Genomic DNA, 17799 nt, shown 5'->3' with positions numbered 1-17799 from the left:
CTCGGGCATACAACGCATAGCCGAAGCTTAATCGAACACGATTTCCCTGCCGAGCTCCGCCGATTCGTAGATGCCGCACAAAATTTTCATCATCTCGACGCCGTCTTGAACCGGACTTTCGGGCGACCGTCCCTCCCGGCAGCAGGAGATAAAATGATCGATCTCGTTTTGGAACGCCTGGTCCGCATCGAAGGACGCATGATCTGTCTGCGGCGACACCGTGACGATCGTATCGGATTTTTCCGTAACCAGCAGCACCTCGGGGTCGATCTCGATTCCGCCCTTATCCCCGTACAGCCGGACTAGCCCCTCGTCCTTGCGCGCATGCAGCGTGAAGCTCACGTCCACCATCAGCGAGGCGCCGTTTTCGAAGCGGATCAAGGCGTTGGCCAAATCCTCAACCGTATTGGAATTGGCATCGTAGTCCGCGGATTTGTAAAAGGTAAGGCCCTTGACATGGCTGCGCTGGCCGAGCTTCTTGTACGTATTGCCGCTGACCGACTTCACCTTGGGCCGTCCCATCAAGTACCAGCACAGGTCGATGATATGCACGCCCAGATCGATGAGCGGACCGCCGCCGGAGCGCGACTTGTCGGCGAACCAGCCACCCGGATTGCCGAGCCGCCGCAAGCTCGATGCTTTGGCATAATGGATGTCGCCGACTTCGCCCCGGGCGATCCACTGCTGCAGCATCAACGCGTTCGGATCGTACCTGCGCACGTAGCCGATCTGGAGCACTTTGCCGCTCTTAACGACCGTCTTTTCCACTTCCAGCGCCTGCTCCACAGTCAAGCACAGCGGCTTTTCGACGAGGACATGCTTGCCCGCCTCCAGCGCCTCAATGGCAAACGGCGCATGCGTGTTGTTCCAGGTGCAGATACTGACCGCATCGACCTGCGGATCCGCCATCATGGCCGCATAGTTGGTATAGACCGCCGAAGCGCCGAAGGACGCCGCCGTCACGGCCGCACGTTCGCCGTTCACGTCGCAAACCGCATAAATCTCGACATCCGCGTTTTTTTGGTACGCCTTCAAGTGATAGTGGGAAATGGAGCCCGTCCCGACGATCCCGATTTTCGTTTTTCCCATGACGATCTCCACCTTCGTTGTTTCCTATTAAATGCGAAAATCCGGTGCGACTTTCCTTTAACATCCGGTAGGACGCCTGTCAGCCGGTCCGCACCACCTGGATCGCATTGACGGCCGCAGCGTCGTTTAGCGCGCTGAAGTCAATATCGATAACGCCGTCCGTTACGGCAATCTTGTTGAATTCGTACCTGCGCGCCTTGTCGTGTCCGAGCGCGGCTGTATAGATGTCGTAGCCCGACAACATATTCGCACCTTCGATATCGACGTTAAAGACTCTCGTGCCGCCCGCATTAAAGTAAATCTCCGCGAAATCCAGCGTCACCTTGTAGGTGCCGTTCGGGACGTTGAATTTATATGCGAACGCATTGCCGCCGCTGCCGAAGCGCTGCGTGCGATACAGCGCCTGGTCGCTCGTACCCGATATCGTGTCGGTCGTCGTATTCACGGCCGTCGTGGATGTCGTATAACCCCATGTATTCGTGCCCGAGTATGGCTGATCCGCCGCCCAAGCCAGTCCCTTCGCATCCGTAAAGGCCGCGGAAGCGCCGACGTCCACGCGCTGTTCGTAGCCGCTCACGACGTTGATCGTCCATGTCTTGACGGTGCCGAAAGTCGCGACCCCGTCCTGAACCATGCCTGCGCTGAGCGTATAAGTACCCGGCGTCGAAGGCGCTTGAATGCTGAACGAGAAGCCTTTGCGCTGGCTCGGAGCGATCGTCTCCGTGCCGGACAAGAAAATGCGCTGATTGGTAGCGCTGAGGCTGTAGCCGCCGACGCCGAAGTCGCCCCATACGAACTGATTGGTCGGACCGGAATAAAGCCTGTACAAATCCGATTGCGCCCAATTGTTCGCTCCCGCATTTTGCACATCGATGCTAATGTTGGCTTTGGTGCCCGCAGCCATAACCGTCGGCACGTCCCATGCCGCGAATTTGGCGTCGCGCGGTGCGGCCACATGGACCGTAAACGTCTTAACGACGCCGAATCCCGAGGTGCCGTCGTTCATTTGCATCGAGAGTGTATAGTCCCCCGGCGTCGTCGGCGCGTTGATGGTAAAGGAGAAGGTTTTCGCCTGCTCGTTTTTGATCCGCTCCGATGCCCGCATAAACACCTTTTGATCGGTTGCGCCGGCGCTCGTGCCGCCATACGGGAAGCCGCTCCAGGTCAATTGATTGGTTCCCGCGCTTTTCAACGTATAGTTGCCTGCGCGCGTCCAGTCGTTCGTTCCCGTGTTTTTGAAGGTCACCGATACGGGCACCGCCGCGCCGGGCGCCACGAATTCGGGTATGTCGTCGTTAAAGCTCACCGCGTCTTTGGCCGCAGCACCGCCCGGCGTCACCCGGATATCGTAGACGCCCGTATCGCCAAACAGAGACACGCCCTCCTTGATCATTTGGACCGCGAACGCGTAAGTTCCCCTGGTGCGCGGCGCCGCGATCGAAAAGTTGAACGTTTTGCTCGCGCCGGGCGCGATGCTGTCCGTGCTGCTCAGGTACGCCCGCTGAATGCCGGCGCCGCTGCTCGATCCGCCGCTCGCGAACGCGCTCCACAGTATCTCGTTGCGGTCCGGAATCGCGGCCAGCCGGAAGTTATCCGCGGACGTCCAGGTGGCGGTGCCGATATTTTTTACCGTGACGGATATAGTAGATATCTGCTCCTCCGTCATGGCGGACGGTACAGTGACCGCGGTGATCCGCGCCGCATAGGCCGGAGCCGCGACGACCTGGATCGTCTTCTTGCGGTTGTCGCCGAATACGGCCGTTCCGTCCTTGATCATCGACGTTCCGAACAAGTAATTGCCCGGCGTCGCCGGCGCTTGCACCTGGAAGGTGAACGTCTTGGTCTGCTGCGGCTGGATGCTGTCCGCCGCAGCGAGGAATACCCGCTGATTGCCGGTCGCCAGGCTATAGCCGCCGTCCGGGAAGTCGCTCCAGGTCAGCGCGTTGTCCGTAGTCGCGGCGAGCCTGAACAGATTCGCCTCCGTCCAGGCGGCGGTTCCGACGTTGCGGACCGTAACGCTGGCCGTATAATTCTGACCCGCGATCATTTGGTCCGGAAGCTGGGCGTCCAAAAGAATGGCGTCATTGGCTACGCTGCCCTTGACCTTTTGCCGGATCAGCGAAGCGTACGTATACGGATCGACCGCCTCATAGTTGTACTCGGGATGCTCGGCGACGATCTTTTTCATCACCTGGCTGATATATTCGACGGACGAAAAAGCCGGCTTGATGTACAAAAAGTTCGGCGCCGTCCCCGGGCTCGGCAGCGTTGCCGTTACGTTATAGATATAAGCGGTCTGGCCGTTGACGTCGTTGTTGGCGATCGGCACGTTGTCGCCCATCACGACCATGTTCGTGCTGCGCACGTCCGGCTTCGGAGAGCTCAGATTCGGATTGTAAAACAACGACATATCGTTGGAGAACCAACGATAAGCCTCCTCCGAGGCCGACGTGACCGGTCCGGCGTTGCCGTTCAGCACGAAGCCCGACATCGTATACCCCGTCGACTGGTAGAGCCGCTCGTTCCAGCTGCGCCATACGGACGCGTCCTGCACGAAGTCGGGATTTGCATATCCAGCCGCTCCGGCACCTGCCACGAAGTAATCGTTCGAGGTTGCCGTGTCGTACAGGAACTGTATCAGATCTCCCGCATTCCGCATGCTCGGCACGATGTTCCAGGCTATCGGCGTCTTGCCCCGCGCCGGATCCGAATTCCACACATAAGGGAACTGATAATGAACGGTCGATTCGTCGTGATCGCCCATGCCCCATAAGATGTAGGTCTTGTTGGCGAGCGCGGGACGGCTGCCCGCTTCCGAGGAAGGCAACAGATTCGTCGCGACCGGCGCCCACCAATGCACCGACATGTTCGCGTCGCCCATCGTATCGATGACACTGACGATGGCGGCGTTATATTTGGACAAGTGCTCGACCGTCTTCCACTCGCCTTCGAACTCGGTATGGCTTCCCTTGCCGCCATAGGTCGAATATTTGTCCCACCAAGGAAAAAAGCCGTAAACCTCGATCATGTTTTTGCTGCCGTACAGCGTATAGGCCGACTGAAGAATGGCGAGGAAGGCATCCAGATCCTTGCCAAGCGTCTGATTGGGCGCGTCGAATGCCCGCTCGTCGCCCCACGGGCTGAGGTCGAACACGAATGCCTTGCGCATGACCAGGATGTCCCGAACCGAAGTGTATTCCTGCGAATGCGTAATCGGCTGCCTCGCATACGCGTCTTCGATGTAGCCGAGTACGCCCGCGTTCGCGAGTCCCGTATCCAGGAACTGCTGCTTCGCCCACACGTAAGCATCCGTTTTGGCATTATTGCCGGCGAATTGCCCGACAAGATTGCGCGAGACGGCCAGGCTGTTGGGAGCGGCGGTCAGCCTGGCATACAGGCGACCGCCGCCCATGACGGCCGGCGTCCGTTCGATGCCAGCGATCGTCGTCGCGACGTTGGCCGTCGCGTCCACCTTCGGGTCCCAGACGGCGAGTCCGGCCAGATCGGATCTGAACGTACTGACCAGCGCTTCGATTGATGCAAGCGGCGTGACCGTGTATTCGCTCAGCCATTGCCCGGGCTTGCGGAAGGCGTCCAGCCATTTCTCGTCGATCTGCATCGCCTGGGACGACGTGATGGACGGCGTCTGGACATAAAAGGAATTGTAGACGTACAGCCGCGGCCCCTTCTGATTGACGATCCCTTGCAGCGTCGACACGAACAGCTTGATATCGTAAGATTCGGCTGTATTAAATGTCCCCGACGCCTGCCGCAGATCGAACGTATAAATGACGGGAAATGCAGCGGCCGCGGCCGGTCCGGCCTGGAAGCCCGACCAGCCGGATACGGCGAGCGCGAGCGAAAGGAGCATTTTCAGCAATCGGTTCATCTTCATGGGGCAGCCTCCGATTCAATCGAATGAATGGCCTATTCTTGCGGTTTCCAATTGCCCGGATTCGCTGGATCTGCGCGCCAGCAGCACCGCTCTGGCCGAGGCGACGCAATCGGCGGCGGACAGAATTTGCGGCTGCTCGCCGCGGATTCTGCGCACAAAATCCAGGCATACGCTGTCATGCTCTCGAACCTCACCCATGACGTTGCGGTGATTCCGGTCGTGCGTACAAAGGATGACCTCCCCCGACTTCGACAGCACCTCGATCGTGCCGTCCGTGCCGACGACGAGCATTCTGCAATCCCATGGCGTATTCCTGGGCGTCAGCCAGTCCGCTTCGACGTGGACCGTGACGCCCCCTTCCAGGACGAACAATGCCTGCGCGAAGTCGACATAATCCGGTTTGTCCGCAAAAAATCGGGTATGCAGCGAGCGTGCCGTCACTTCTCGGACTTCGCCGCGGCTCATCCACAGGGCCAGATCGATATCGTGTATCATCAGGTCCACGATCAGCCCGCCGTTGCGGGCGTTTTCGTACATCCACTGCTCCTCGCGCTGCGCGGTCGACTCGTGCGGCCGCATCATGATGCAGCCGGCGATCTCGCCGATCGCGCCTTGATCGATCAATTCTTTGGCTTTGACATACAGCGGGTTGAAGCGCTCGGTCAACAGGACCGAGCACTCCGCGTCCGAAGCCGCGATCTGCCGCTCCAGGCGCCCCAGCTCTTCTTCTGTAATCGACATAGGCTTGTCCGATATCGCATGCTTGCCTCGCTTCAGACATTCGATGACGGCATCGGTCTTCAGATCGTTCGGGAGGCAGACGATAGCCGTATTGCAGTCGACCTCGGCCAGCATACGCGCATAATCCCGGTAAAAAGGAACGCCGTAGCGTTCCGCAACCGTGCGCCAGCGTTCCTCCGTCTCCATGATGGCAACCAGGCTGACGCCTTCCGCCTTCAACATTTCCTGGATCGCGTATTCTCCGTGAATCCGCAGTCCGATCGCGACGACTTTGAGCTCCATTTTCATCCGTCCGCCTTACTGCTTATTTTTCTGAACATATTCGTCGATCAGCTTCAGCTTTTCGGCCGTTACGACCGGCTCGCCGATCTTTTTGAAGTTTTCGAGCATGTCGTTCGTGATCTTGCGGACTTCTTCCTCCGAGTCGGCGAAGATCGCCTTCGCTTCCCACTTGCTGATCTCCGGCCACAGATCCGGCCAGTGCTTATCCCACTCGGGCCCGGTGCCGGAGAAGTTAAACGGCACGTTCTGCTCGCCGACGGCCGGCAGCCAAGTCTTCTGCGCCATAATGAACTCGTCGGTGCCAGGCATGACGGTAGCGCGCGGAATGACGGGAGCGCTCAGCAGATTGTAATAGGTAATGCCCGTCGTGGTCTCGAAGCTTTTATCCGCTTTGTCCTGCTGCGCCTTTACCTCCGGCTTGGGCTCAAGCAGCCCGTTTGCGTTTTTGACATAGTACTCGCCATCCGGGCCTGTGCTCAGAATGGTGGCGCCTTCATTGCTAACGCTCCAGTTGAGGAATTCCATCAACCGCTCCATATTGCGCGTATTTTCGGCGAACTTTTTAGAGACGGTCAATGCCTGGGCCATCGCAAAGCTGGATTCCTGGTAGATCGGCATCGGCAGTCCCGGCACCTGGATCGGCGGATTCGGGATAAAGCGCTTGGCCGGATCTTCAACTTTCAGAACGCCGTTGGCCGTGTCCATCGGACCGTTCGTATTGAGCGTGAAGCCTACGCGTCCCGAACTGAGCTTGGCCTGGTATTGGGCTGGCTGCTGAGTGATCGTTTCCTTGTCGAGCAGGCCGTCTTTGTACAGCTTGTTCATGAACACCATGTAGTCTACGATGTGCGGATTGTTGAACCACCAGTGCAGCGTTTTGTTGTCTTCGGACAGGTCGAACCAGCTTTTGGTCCAGGAGTACATGAACAGCTGGCGCAAATTATCGAAGGAGGCGGGGATGACGGCCTTGCCGTTCACGTCCGGAATCTTTTCTTTGAATGCTTTCAGGACCGCGTACAGCTCGTCCGTCGTCGTCGGCGGCGACATCCCCACTTGTTTCAGCCAATCTTCGCGGATCATCGGTCCGACGTTCATCTGCATGACGTCTTTGTTCGCCGCGGGATTGCCCGGAATCATATACATTTTGCCGTCCTTCTTGCTGGCAAAGGTCACTTTGTTGAAGTCCGGATCGGTATACTTGAGCAGGTCCGGGTACTTGGACAGCCACGGGTCGAGATCGACGATATAGCCCGCCTCCGCCCATTTGTTGGCGATGCCGTTATTGACATCGTCCGTCAGGATGCTGACGACGTCGGGAATATCTCCGCTGGCCAGCATCGTGTTCATCTTGTCCGCCGGCGTTTTCGTGTTGGCGGTCGTAATCTGGATGTCGATGTTTTTGTTTTCCAGCAGCCATTGATGCATCCGGTTGTCCGCCTTCGGCGCATTGTCGAAAGTGTGCATGATCAGGACGTTTACCTTAAGCGGATCTTCCTTCGGCGGCGCTTCCGAAGACGATGCGGAGGAAGATGCGGAAGCGGACGCCGCAGCTTTGTTATTATCGGCGCCGTTGTTTTTGGCGCATGCGGCGAGCGAGGCTCCGAGCATCGAGACGGACATCAGCGTCGCGAGCAGTTTTGCTTGTTTTTTCATGTTGACGACAACCACCCTTGTTTGAAATTTGTTCGCAGCCGATCCCCTAGCCTTTTAACGAGCCGATGATCACTCCCTTCACGAAGTAGCGCTGGAGGAACGGATAGACCGTCAGAATGGGCAGAACGACGACGATAAGCATGGCCATCTTGACCGATTCGGCCGTGACGGTCCGTCTCGAGCTTTCGTTTAAGTTCACGACGCCGTACGCCAGATTGCCTGCCTCGTTTTGATTGATGTTCATGACTTTCATCAGCAGCGTCTGAAGCGGCAGCAAATGCTCGTCCGTCGTGTAAATGACCGCGGTCAAGTAATCGTTCCAGTGTCCGACGGCGGAGAAGAGCGCCATCGTGGCGAATATCGGCAGGCTGAGCGGCACAGCGATCCGAGAAAAAATGGTCAAGTCGTTCGCGCCGTCAAGCTGTGCCGAATCCTCCAGCTCCTGCGGCATGGCGCGGAAGAAGGAACGGAAAATAAAAACGGCGGCGGCGCCGTAAAGCGTGGGAACAATGTACACCCAGAAGGTATTGAGCAGGTGCAGCGACTTGTAAAGCATATAGGTAGGGATGAGCCCGCCGCTGAAAAACATCGTCAATATCAGCATGACGTTAATGATGCCGCGACCCTTCAGCCGCTGCTTGGACAGGCCGTAGGCCATCAGCGAGACTAGGACGATCGATAGCAGCGTCCCGATGACCGTCCGTCCGATCGAGATCGCATACGCATTCATGATATCGCTTCTGGAAAAGACGGCCGCAAAGTTGTCGAACGTGAACTTGCGAGGCCAGAAGTTGATGCCGCCTCGCGAGGCGTCGAGTCCCTCGTTCAACGAAAGCGCCGCGATTCGCCAGAACGGAAACAAAAAGGTAAAGCAGAGAACGCTCAAGAACAAATAGTTGAACCATTGAAACGCTTTTTCCCCGCGCGTTTGCTTCATGATGACCTCCCGGAATGCTTCGAATGGATCGCTTGGATCGCTCTAAAATACCCCGTCTTCCCCGAACTTTTTGACGATAAAATTAGCGGAGACGAGCAAAATCAAACCGATTACGGACTTGAACAAACCGACAGCCGTCGCGATTTCGTAGTTCGCCCTGAATACGCCGACCTTCATGACGTACGTATCGATAATTTCCGCCCGGTCCAGCACCATGTTGTTCTGCATCGCGTAGATCTGCTCGAAGCCCGCGTCCAGGAAATGCGCGATATTGAGGATGAACAGCAGGACGATCGTCGCGCGGATCGCGGGAAGCGTAATATGCCATACCTGCCGCCAGCGGTTCGCGCCGTCCACGACGGCCGATTCGTACAGTTCCGGGTTGACCGAGGTAATCGAGGCCAGAAAGATGATCGTCCCGAAGCCGATGCCTTTCCAGATGTCGGAGGCAAGTATCATGCCCCAGAAGTAATTGGGGTTGCCGAACCAGAATATCGGCTCCTTGATGATTCCAAGGCTCGCAAGCGTTTGATTGATGAACCCGCCGTCGACGCTGAACAGATCGTACCAGATGCCGGTAATGACGACCCAGGAAACGAAAAAGGGAAGGTAAGAGACGGTCTGCGCGAGCCGCTTGAACAGTCGGCTTCGCACCTCGTTCAACATCAGGGCCAGCACGATCGGGGCGGGGAAGCCGAAGACCATCTTCAGCAAGCTGATCGCGATCGTATTGCGGAGCAGCACCTCGAAGTTCGGACTGCCGAACAGCTCCCTGAAATGAGCAAGGCCGACCCAGTCGCTGCGGAAGACCCCTTTAATGATGTCGTAATCCTTGAAGGCGATGAGCACGCCGTACATCGGCTGATAGGCAAAAACGAGAAACCAGACGACGCCAGGGAGGACGAACAGATAAAGATAGCGGTTGTTCCATACGCTTTGCAAAACGACACTCCCTTTTACGTAGTTGCGCCTTGCGCTTGATGTCTCTAAGTATATAGGGGGAGCTGCCGGTGAAAAATCCAGGATTCTACGGGACTGGTTTAAAAATTCTACGCAATTTGTATCCGCTTGCAAAAAGAGCGTCAGCATCCTTCGGGAGCGCTATTGCTTTCAATGGCCGATTATTGCCATAATATGGGCCTGTGCTAATAAAAAAAAGGGTGGCATTGAGGGGCTTTGTTTGGGCATGGGTTTCCTGTACTGAAAAGGAATGAGACGCTGGATAGCTACTTGACGGGACCGAGCGGACATTCGCGAGAAAGAGACGCTGTTCAACGTTACATTTCGAGACCGAGCGGGCATCCGCGAGAAAGAGACGCTGTACAGCGTTACATATCGGGACCGAGCGGGCATCCGCGAGAAAGAGACGCTGTGCAGCGTTACATGGCGGGACCGAGCGGGCATCCGCGAAAAAGAGACGCTGTACAGCGCTACTTTGCTCGACCGGCCGGGCATCCGGAGCAAAGAGGCGCTGTACAGCGTTAATTGGCGGGATCGAGCGGACATTTGCGAGAAAGAGACGCTGTACAGCGTTACATGGCGGAATCGAGCGGGCATCCGCTAGAAAGAGGCGCTGTACAGCGTTACATATCGGGACCGAGCGGGCATCCGCGAGAAAGAGACGCTGTACAGCGTTAACTGGCGGGACCGAGCGAGCATTCGGGGCAAAGAATCGCTGTACAGCGTTACATGGCGGGACTGGGCGGTATACTGGGAAGTCTTCTCTACTCTTCGCTGACGATCGGGATGCGGATCGTCACTTTTGTACCGGCGCCTTCCGCGCTCTCAATCGAAACGCCGTATGCCTGCCCGTAATGAAGCCGGATGCGTTCGTGCACGTTGCGAATGCCGTAGCCGTTGCCGAACGGGAAAAAATCGGCCGCAGGCGGGGCGGACATGCCGACGCCGTCGTCCTCGATCTCGAACAACAGCTCTTCGTCCGCCCGATACGCCCGGATCGCGATCGCCGTCGTGCCCGCCTTTCGCTCCGCGCCATGCAGGATCGCGTTTTCCACGAACGGCTGAAGAATCAGCTTCAGCGTAAGGCACGATTCGATGCCCGCCCCCACTTCGTAGATGAAATGAATCCGTTCCTCCAGCCGGATTTTCTGAATTTCCGTGTACGCCTGCAAATGGCGGATTTCCTCCTTCACCGGAAGCAACGGCAGGCCTTTGTTGAGTGACAGGCGGTAGAAGGTCGCCAGATGGTTGACCATCCCGATTATTTTGGCATGCTGGCCGCCCATCGCCATCCAGTTGATCGTCGCCAGCGTATTGTACAGAAAATGCGGATTGATCTGTGTCTGCAGCGCTTTGAGCTCGGACTCCCGCTGCGTCTGCTGGCTGGCCGTCAGCTGTTCGACCAGCTCCCTGATCTTGCGGATCATCCGGTTGTAGCTCCGGGCCAGCGCGCCGATCTCGTCGCGCCCGTCGATATCCACTTTGACGTCAAGCGTAAGATCCTCGACGCTCTTCATCTGGCCGGACAGCACCGACAGCCGACGGGCGATCATCCTGGCCAGCGCAAGCGCCAGCAGCAGACTGATCAGCAGGCACAGCGCCCCTACGACGATCGTGAACTGCCGGACCGTTTTGGCGCCAGCGAACAAACGGTCGTACGACAGCACGCGGACGTACAGCCAGCCGGAATCTCCGCCCCGCTCGTAAAGCACCATTTTGTCGGCGCCGTCCAGTTTCATTCTGAACTTGCCGGCCGTCGGGCCGGCGGTGTACGCCGCAGCCTTCTGCGCCAACGCGGCCCTGAGCGCATCCGTGCCGGGAACCTCCGCTCCCAGGCTCGCATAGACGGTCTGCCATTTGTCGTTCGCGACGAGCATGTAATCGTCAGGTTCGGTACCGGCAGCCGCGAAATCCCCGAAGATGCGGTCGTAACGAACGAACAGCTCGAAGATCCCCGACAGCTTTTCGAAATTATAGATGACCGGTTTAATGATCGCTACCCGCTTCTCGCCCGTTAAGCCGCCGTTTGCTCCGGACAACCCGTAGTCGGGCTTGTTCACCTCGTCGGTAACGATCCAAAATTTGCGCTTCGAAAGCGCAATATAGTCGTTGATCGTATAACTTTCCGTGTGCGCGAAATATTCTTCGTACCAGGCGGTTCGCAAAATATAGTCGATATCGATCAGCACGTCGCCCGATTCCGGCAGCGTCTGATTGTTTTTGTACAAAATGATGGATTCGATGTTGTTGTCCTGCTTGCCGATTTCGAAGTACCGCGAGATCGTATTCAGGTAAGCGTAGGAATAATCGCCCGGCGACGTAAACGCGAACGATACCGCGCCGACGAATTTAGAATCCGAAACGTACTGGTTAAGCAGCTGATCGTAATTGTTGAGCTTGTATTCGGTATTCAGCACGACCTGCGACAGCGTCTGCCGGTACGACTCGCTCGCTTGCTCGTATACGTACTTTTGCATGCTGGCGTAATACGCGGCCCCGAGCGCGACGATGGACACCAGGACGAGCAGTCCGTAGCTGAACATCATTTTGTGCTTGATCGAGATGTCGTGGACGCGCAGCGGCATCCTCGTCCTCATTCGGGGATCCGCTCCCTCAGCGATTCTCTGTACTCCTTCGGACTTACGCCGTACGCGTTTTTAAAGACGACGCTGAAATAAGACGTGCTGTTGAACCCTGTACTTTCGGCGATCTCGTATATTTTGCGGTTCGGATCCGCCAATTGATGGCGGGCGTGGCGCAGCCGCACGCCCGTCACATAATCGATAATCGTCTCTCCGGTCTGCTCTTTGAATAAATTGCTGATGTAATTGGGCGTAAGAAACACCATTTTGGCCAATTCCTCGACCGTAATCGGACCGCCGTAGCGGGTCTCGATATAGGTGATAATCCGCTGCACGGGCAACTCCTTGTTCAGGACGCGCGCGCCGCCGAGTATGACGGTCTTGTTCGGATCCTGACCCGCCCGCCGGGACAGCTCGGCGGAGGCGCGCCGGTACGACTCGGGGAATCCGCCCGGATCGCTTATTCCGCCGCAGACGCAGGCGGCCAGATGCGTCCCCAGTTCGCCGTTCGCATAAACGCGAAGGGCTTCCAGCGCGCGGACCGCTTCTTCTTCCGCGGCTGCCGCGATCCAGACCAGTTCATCGCCGTCCGACCAATACCATTCCGACCACCGCAGGGCCCGGCCGATGGATGCCAGATTTTGCGCGAGCTGCGTTGCGCAGCTTCCCTTATCTTTGGCTCCGGGCCTTTCCTCCGCTCCTCTTAGTACGGCAACCGCGTATTCGTCCGCCGCCGGCATGCCGGCATCGCGCATCATCGCTTCGATCGCATCCGGATCGGCCAGACGCCCCTGCAGCACATCGCGCAGCAGCTGGCGCACGGCCAGCGGCTCGGTCTCCGCCATCCGGCGCTGAAGCTCGAGCCGCGTCCGTTCCTGCCCGGCCTCTTCTTCGCAGGCGGAGGCGACACTTTTAAGCGTTTCCAGCAGCGCGTAAAAATCAAGCGGCTTCAACAGATAAGCCGTGGCGCTCAGCTCGATCGCCGTGCGGGCATATTCAAAATCGTCATAGCCGCTTATAATGACGATTTTCATGCGCGGATTCAGCGCCTTGGCCTGCTTCGCGAGATCAAGGCCGCCCATTAACGGCATCTTGATATCGGTCACCAAAATATCGGGCGGCGCGGCTTGCATGCCCTCCAGCGCCTCCTTGCCGTTCGCCGCCGTGCCGGCCAGGACCAGCCCCATTTGCTGCCAAGGCACATGTTCGACGATGCCCTCCCGCTGAATCCGCTCGTCATCTGCGATCCATACCGTCCAAGTCAACACAAGCGCCTCCCTCCGGCAGTTCGTCAGGATTATCGCAAATGCGATCGTCGAGCCGTCAATGCGAGCTACAATTCGACAACGCTTGCGTCTTTTCCTCCCCGCAGTGCGCCAGGCAAGCGGCTAATCCCCTTGGGAAAGCGAAGCATTCGAATTAAATTACAGTTCCTCGGTCCCGTTGTCGTTGTCCCAGACCAAGCCGATCGTGAGGATCTGACGGGGGCCGGCTTTGACGGCGACCTCGCTTCCATCGGTTTCCAGATTCCCGAGCGTTTCCTCGTTCAAATTAAGCAGATGGGCTTCGGCAAGCGCCCGTTGGCAGATCAGCCTGCCACTCGCTTCCCGATCGGTCGTATTGAAGATTCGTACGATCCAGCGGTTGTTCCCCTCTTCGGCAGCTTTGACCGCGCTAACCTGCAGACCGGCACCCACGATGCCGAGAAAAGAAGCCGACAGCGGTAAATCAGACGCCCTGCGGTAAGGCGATTCTCTCCATACGCGGCCCGCCGGCCGTTCCGCAGTACGAATGCCGGCCGCGTAGCGCTGATGAGCCAGCCAGAGCCTGCTCTCGAACTGTTCCTCGACGCGAAACGGTTCCATGGCATACTCGAACGTCATCGTCCTCAACTGTTGCCCGCCGTCCCCCGGATCGGTGCCGACCTCTTTAGCCGTGCTTCGGAATAGGGTCAACCCGAGCGCCCGGTCCTCGTCGTCGCGCAGGCATACCTCATAAAGCCCTTTGCTGTAGATGGCAAGCCCCGCCTTGCCGTCGTTCGCGGCCAAAATGCCGTTGTGCGGAAAAGCTTCGTACGGCTTGCGCAAAAAATCGGATCGGTCCGGCTCGCGGAACGGACGTTTCACCAGGTCGAACGGCGTACTGGCGGCGTAGCTGTCCGTATCGAGTCCAGTCGGGAACCAGACGCCGAAGCGATGGTCGCGCACCGCGTTATCGACGACGGTCCTGCAGTATACCTTCGGGTCCCCCCGCAACAGTGTGACGAACGTTGTGACCGCGAAGTCAGTCCAAGCATCGCTGCGTTTTGCTCCCGATGCGTCGACGCCTTGCGGCAGCCGCAGGCTCGAACAGACTCGCAGGCAAGTGGCGTATGGACCGTCGTACACGACCGACAGCTGAGCCGGCGCGCCGGCGGAGGTAAAGCGTTCATTGCCGATCGGCGCCATATGCGTCCAGCCGTCCCCGATGTCTCCTTCATCTTCGAAACGCAGCAGTCCGCGGAACGTATGGCCGGTCGCTGCCTCGGTAATATCGAGCGTGCCGTCCGGCCGTACCTCCAGCCGAATCCGCCCGTTGTCCCAGGCGCGGGCGCCGATCTTTTGCGTCCCTGGATGGCGGACGGGCGCAACGAGCTTTGGCGCGCTGAACTCGAGCGGTCCGTGCCAATCGAGCTCGAAGGGCTCGACTGTGAAGGCCGTATAGCCGAACGAAGGCACCTTCGCATGCATCGCCAGCCGGTAGACGTCGCTGACCCGGCCGCGAGGCAGCTCCCGATAAGGGCGGTACATTTCCGCGTGATCGCGCTGTACCGACAGCACTTGATAGGCGATCTCGCGCAGATCTCCATCGAAAATCCTGAAGGAAGTGCCTTGCAGATTATGGCTCGCCATCCGCAGCGAGGCGTCCGACCCGGCCGGCAGCGAAAGCTCGATTTCCACGATGCCGTCAATGGCGCTTTGCGACATGTTGAATACGGCCAGCACCTGTTTGCCCTCCACCCGATCTTCATCCAAGTGGTTGACGATATACTGGACGCTCTCCTTCACGAGCCCGTCGCCGATTAATCTGGCCTGATCGAACCGGTAGACCATATCCCGATGGACCTGATCGATCGAGCAGCCGCAGATGGAATCGTGCGGGTGGTTCTGGAGCAGATGCGTCCAGGCCTCGGACAGGAAGCCCGCCGGGTACGGCTTGCCCAGCGCGGCGGTCATGACGCCAAGCGGTTCCGCCCATTTCTCCAGCAAATTTTCCCCATGCTGATTGTGCTGCTTGAGATGAATACGCGAAGACAACACGTTTTCCGGGACCCAATTGTTGATGCCATTGAAACCGAGCGCGCGCTGTTCGCCTCTGTGTACCTTCAGCGCATTGATTTTCGAACGCAGCTCGGCCGTATATTGCTCGATCGTGGCATGAACGAATTCAACGCCAGTTTCTTCGGTCAAGGTGCGCAGCAGCCATGCCAGCTGAGGTTCGATCTCGACATGGTCCACGCCGTCCATCCCGATCGCGATTTCGGTGGTAGCGCGTTCATTTTTAAACGATAAATACTGCTGCACCCGCTGGACCAGCTCCTCCGCATGGCCTGCGTAATCGTCGTCCCGCTCGAAAAACGGCCAGCGCACGGCAAAATAAAAATCGCTGTATGCCCGATCCTCGTCGAGCTTGAGCCCCAGCACCCGGCTCCCGTCCGCGCCCTCCCACCACAGCTCCGACGGATCTTTGTCGCCATGGAATCCTCTGAACATCGCGGCATGATCGATTCCAAAACCTTGTAGCAGCTGCGGCAGCTGGCTGTTATGGCCGAAAATATCGGTCACGTAGCCCGAGCGCACGGGCTCGGCTCCCCATTTGCGGGAATCGCGAACGCCTTTGAGCAGATTGCGAATCAACGATTCGCCGCTGACCAGGAATTCGTCCGGCATGACATACCACGGTCCGATCTGAATCCTTCCGCCCGCGATCAGCTTCGCGAGACGGTCCTTGCGCTCCGGACGGATACGGATATAATCCTCCAGAATAATCGTCTGTCCGTCCAGCATGAAGTAGCGATACGCCTCGTCGCCTTCCATATGATCGATGAGTTCGTCCATCATGTGTACGAGCCGCTGGCGAAAGCCCTGGAAATCCTGGTACCACTCCCGATCCCAATGCGTGTGTGACAGTACGTATACCTTACTGATTTTTTTCTGCAAATCGCTCAATGTGAATCCCCCTCAAAATGATCATATAATATATCATTATAAACGTCGAAAAAATGAATCACAACTATATGTTATATCATATTTTTGAATGTGCATGACCGGAAATAACAGAAAAAGCCGTCTCGAAGGCTCGACTAACCGGCCTTGAGACGGCTCCTCAATGGAAACCGCATCTATCATGTTTAATTTTGATGGGGAGCCGCGGTCGACTCGCGTATGACGAGCGTCGTGTCCAACTGCCTGCCTGCAATGGGAATTCCGTCCCGGACGAGCCGGATGAGCGCTTCCGCGGCGCTTTCCCCCATTTCGTAGAAGGGCTGGCTGACCGTCGTCAGCGGCACCTCCAGGTACTCGGTCATGGCGAGATTGTCGAAACCCGCGACGGACAGCGCTTCGGGAACCGTTATTCCTGCCGTCAAAGCGGCCTTTATCAGATGAATAGCCAGAATATCGTTGCCGGCGAGCAGAGCCGTCGGCCGCGAACGGCCCGACAACCAACGCTCCAAAAGAGCGGACGCTTCCCTCAATAGGGCATCCGGTTTACTGACGGCGGTCCAGTCGGCGGATTCGATCCAGTCCGGACGCACGGGAATGCCGGCTTCGATCAGCGCGCGGCAATAGCCCTTGTACCGCTGACGAAGAGACGGATGCAAATAAAGCCCCGGCGCAACGAAAGCGATACGTTCGTGCCCCAGCCCGATCAAATGCCGGGTCATCTCGTAGCTGCCGCCCTCGTTGTCCGGCGAGAACAGCGGCACTTCGATGCCTTCCAGCGGATGATCGATGACGACATAGGGAAATTGCCGGATCGTCATGCCGCTGAACAGGTCGATATTTTCCATGCCCGCGCAAGGATACACAAGAATCCCCCGCGCGTCCTGCGCCAGCTTCTCCAGCAAGCTCCGTTCCACGCGCGGATCCATCATCGCGTTGTGAAAGCTCACGTAATACCCGTGCTTCCGCGCCGCATGCTCGATGCCGCGCAGCATATCCTGCCCCGCTTGCTCCAAATCGCTCATTATGACAGAGATGAGGGGAAGGGCGACATTGGCGGCCGTTTCTGCGCCGCTTGGATCCTGTCCCGTCCCGGACTGCGCTTTATCATGCACGCCCCGCTCGTTGCGAAGGTCCAGATCCTCGCGAACAAAAGTCCCCTTGCCTTTCACGCGATACAGCAGCTGCCGATGCTCCAGTTCCTTCATCGCGCGGATCACGGTGATCCGGCTCACGCCGAACCGTTCGGCGATCTCGAGCTCCGTCGGCAGCCTGTCTCCCGCCTTTAACCGCCGCTCCGCGATTTCTTCCAGGAAAAACGAGAAAATGGTGCGATATAACGGCGTCCCCTGCGTCATTTAACCTCATGCCCTTCAATGTCGTTGCAGTCATTATAGCAAATGACATATCATTCGACCAACTCTCTTATTGCCATCCGTTCCATAAAAAACAGACCTG

Annotated in this window: 10 protein-coding genes; all 10 read right to left on the bottom strand. The window is 57.8% G+C overall.

All coding sequences use genetic code 11. From position 1 onward, the window contains the following. Window positions 1-27: 27 nt before the first annotated feature. On the bottom strand, window positions 28-1089 hold the full coding sequence (locus KB449_RS11555; RefSeq protein ID WP_282908515.1) for a Gfo/Idh/MocA family protein: 1062 nt from the start codon (window positions 1087-1089) through the stop codon (window positions 28-30). A gap of 79 nt (window positions 1090-1168) precedes the next feature. Then, window positions 1169-4984 (bottom strand): malectin domain-containing carbohydrate-binding protein, encoded by a 3816-nt coding sequence (locus KB449_RS11550; RefSeq protein ID WP_282908514.1) that lies wholly within the window; start codon window positions 4982-4984, stop codon window positions 1169-1171. Between the two features lie 15 nt (window positions 4985-4999). Then, window positions 5000-6007 (bottom strand): Gfo/Idh/MocA family protein, encoded by a 1008-nt coding sequence (locus tag KB449_RS11545; RefSeq protein WP_282908513.1) that lies wholly within the window; start codon window positions 6005-6007, stop codon window positions 5000-5002. A 15-nt stretch (window positions 6008-6022) separates the two neighbouring features. Next, window positions 6023-7660 (bottom strand): extracellular solute-binding protein, encoded by a 1638-nt coding sequence (locus KB449_RS11540; RefSeq protein WP_282908512.1) that lies wholly within the window; start codon window positions 7658-7660, stop codon window positions 6023-6025. A gap of 46 nt (window positions 7661-7706) precedes the next feature. Continuing rightward, window positions 7707-8597: a carbohydrate ABC transporter permease gene (locus tag KB449_RS11535; protein ID WP_282908511.1), complete on the bottom strand. Its 891-nt coding sequence runs from the start codon at window positions 8595-8597 to the stop codon at window positions 7707-7709. Between the two features lie 42 nt (window positions 8598-8639). After that, the gene (locus tag KB449_RS11530; RefSeq protein ID WP_282908510.1) at window positions 8640-9539 is read right to left on the bottom strand and encodes an ABC transporter permease; all 900 of its coding nucleotides are present in this window, start codon (window positions 9537-9539) and stop codon (window positions 8640-8642) included. Between the two features lie 782 nt (window positions 9540-10321). Beyond that, a complete protein-coding gene (locus KB449_RS11525) occupies window positions 10322-12154 on the bottom strand; it encodes a cache domain-containing sensor histidine kinase (RefSeq protein WP_282908509.1) in 1833 nt (610 codons plus the stop codon). Next, window positions 12151-13404: a response regulator transcription factor gene (locus tag KB449_RS11520; RefSeq protein ID WP_282908508.1), complete on the bottom strand. Its 1254-nt coding sequence runs from the start codon at window positions 13402-13404 to the stop codon at window positions 12151-12153. Before KB449_RS11520 ends, KB449_RS11525 begins: the two co-directional genes overlap by 4 nt. A gap of 159 nt (window positions 13405-13563) precedes the next feature. Next, a complete protein-coding gene (locus KB449_RS11515) occupies window positions 13564-16347 on the bottom strand; it encodes a glycoside hydrolase family 38 N-terminal domain-containing protein (RefSeq protein WP_282908507.1) in 2784 nt (927 codons plus the stop codon). Between the two features lie 182 nt (window positions 16348-16529). After that, window positions 16530-17699: a GntR family transcriptional regulator gene (locus tag KB449_RS11510; protein WP_282908506.1), complete on the bottom strand. Its 1170-nt coding sequence runs from the start codon at window positions 17697-17699 to the stop codon at window positions 16530-16532. Window positions 17700-17799 lie beyond the last annotated feature (100 nt).

The sequence above is a fragment of the Cohnella hashimotonis genome (assembly GCF_030014955.1).
GTDB classification, from domain to species: domain Bacteria; phylum Bacillota; class Bacilli; order Paenibacillales; family Paenibacillaceae; genus Cohnella; species Cohnella hashimotonis.
Note: the sequence above shows the minus strand (reverse complement) of the source record. Positions and strands in the feature narration are given on the sequence as shown.

Bases quoted from the DNA above. Each gene is read 5' to 3' on its own strand.
- KB449_RS11555 (WP_282908515.1), bottom strand. From the start codon at position 1,089: ATGGGAAAAACGAAAATCGGGATCGTCGGGACGGGCTCCATTTCCCAC.
- KB449_RS11550 (WP_282908514.1), bottom strand. From the start codon at position 4,984: ATGAAGATGAACCGATTGCTGAAAATGCTCCTTTCGCTCGCGCTCGCC.
- KB449_RS11545 (WP_282908513.1), bottom strand. From the start codon at position 6,007: ATGGAGCTCAAAGTCGTCGCGATCGGACTGCGGATTCACGGAGAATAC.
- KB449_RS11540 (WP_282908512.1), bottom strand. From the start codon at position 7,660: ATGAAAAAACAAGCAAAACTGCTCGCGACGCTGATGTCCGTCTCGATG.
- KB449_RS11535 (WP_282908511.1), bottom strand. From the start codon at position 8,597: ATGAAGCAAACGCGCGGGGAAAAAGCGTTTCAATGGTTCAACTATTTG.
- KB449_RS11525 (WP_282908509.1), bottom strand. From the start codon at position 12,154: ATGAGGACGAGGATGCCGCTGCGCGTCCACGACATCTCGATCAAGCAC.
- KB449_RS11510 (WP_282908506.1), bottom strand. From the start codon at position 17,699: ATGACGCAGGGGACGCCGTTATATCGCACCATTTTCTCGTTTTTCCTG.